We start from the raw sequence: 1,532 nt of genomic DNA, 5'->3' as shown, positions 1-1,532 counted from the left end.
TTGGACTTCTCCGACGAGGAGGCCGACATCTCGAAGGAGGTCTCACCCAGGTTGGAGAAGACCATCGAGATGTCGGCCTCCTCGTCGGAGAAGTCCAAGCGCATCGGGAAGCCGTCGTCGGCCACCCAGACGGACACGTCGACGGGTCCGCTGACGCCGCCCAGCAGCTCGTTGACGGCGTCCTTCTGCTCCTGGTTCAGGGCCTCGACGTCCTCGCCGGTCATCGTGCCCTCGATGAGGGTGGTCGAGACGCCGCTGATCTCCTCGGCGCCCGTCTCCTCGATCTGCTCGATCTCCGCGAACGCCCCCACGATGTCGGGGAGCGCGTTGATGTCGAACATCTCCTCCGGGGCGATCTGGTCGGTGTCCTGGGCGCCGCGGACCCAGGCGGTGTCGACCTCCTGGAGACCGTTGTGGTTGGAGACGAGGGCGTCGCCCTCCGCCGGGATGATGACGATGGACGTGCCGATCTCCTCGGCGGTCAGGCCCAGGTCCTGGCCGGCCACCTCGGCCAGCTCCAGGAGCATCTCGCCCATCGAGGGCATGACCATGGTGACCTTGGCCGCCTGCGGGTCCTCCATGACCTCGTAGGTCATGTCCATGTCGATGTCGCCCATGTCGGGGTCGGGCATGACCATCGAGATGTCGAGGGTGTAGTTCTCGATGTCCTGGGTGCTCGCGCCGAGACCGGCGACCAGGTCCAGGACGCTGCCGCCACCGCCCTCCTCGGGCGACTCGGCCGCCGCCTCGGCGGGCTCCTCCTCCGCGGGGCCTCCTCCGCAGGCGGTGAGGGACAGGGCGAGGGTGCCGGCGGAGATCAGGACCGGCATACGGGTCTTCACGGGGTGTTCGCCTTCTTCTTTTGCGCGGGGGACACGGGCACGACTGGGAGCGGGGGTGCCCGGTAGCGTCATGCTGCCACGTCGGAGGGACATTCCGGTCCCTGCCGGCTCCTCCGCGCGGCCACCGATTCGACGCCGGCCGCGCCCAGGCGGTTCCGCGCCCGCCGGGGGAGTGAGCGCGATCACGGTTCCGGTCCTCCGGTGCGGAACGGGGGCTCCCGCGCGTGCGGTACGATGGGTTCTTGCCGAAGACCGCTGGTCGTCACCCGAACGGGTGACCTAAGGGCCCATCCGCGATGGGCGCCCGCGCAGGTGTACAAGAGCTTCCCGTTCCACGCCGCGCCCCGCGCGGCCACCGGAACGCGGTCATGCCCCGTGCGCCTCGCGCCCGGGGCTTTTTCTCGTGCTGACGCCGATCGCCCGGGCCCTTGGAGTCAACCAGCGTTCAATGTTGGAAGGAGTCCCATGGCGAGGCCGGACAAGGCAGCCGCGGTCGCCGAACTCACGGGCGAGTTCCGTGAGTCGAACGGCGCCGTGCTGACCGAATACCGGGGGCTCACTGTCGCGCAGATCACTGAACTGCGTCGCAGCCTCGGCCAGAGCGCGCGTTTTCGCATCGTCAAGAACACGCTGACCAAGATCGCGGTCACGGAGGCCGGTGTCGACGAGCAGGTCAAGGACCTGCTCGTC

The 1,532-nt window shown here is 68.7% G+C and carries 2 protein-coding genes; one reads left to right on the top strand and one right to left on the bottom strand.

Translation table 11 applies throughout. The features are described from left to right. A partial coding sequence (locus DQW06_RS13235; RefSeq protein ID WP_232833021.1) for a hypothetical protein occupies nt 1-842 on the bottom strand: 842 nt, incomplete at its 3' end. Between the two features lie 465 nt (nt 843-1,307). On the opposite strand from DQW06_RS13235, the gene rplJ reads away from it, so the two are divergent. Next, nucleotides 1,308-1,532, top strand: a 225-nt coding sequence (gene rplJ, locus DQW06_RS13230) for a 50S ribosomal protein L10 (RefSeq protein ID WP_117198550.1), incomplete at its 3' end; no start/stop codon positions are given.

The organism is Nocardiopsis sp. TNDT3, from assembly GCF_003427465.1.
Classification (GTDB): domain Bacteria; phylum Actinomycetota; class Actinomycetes; order Streptosporangiales; family Streptosporangiaceae; genus Nocardiopsis; species Nocardiopsis dassonvillei.
This window is presented reverse-complemented; position numbering and strand designations above follow the sequence as displayed.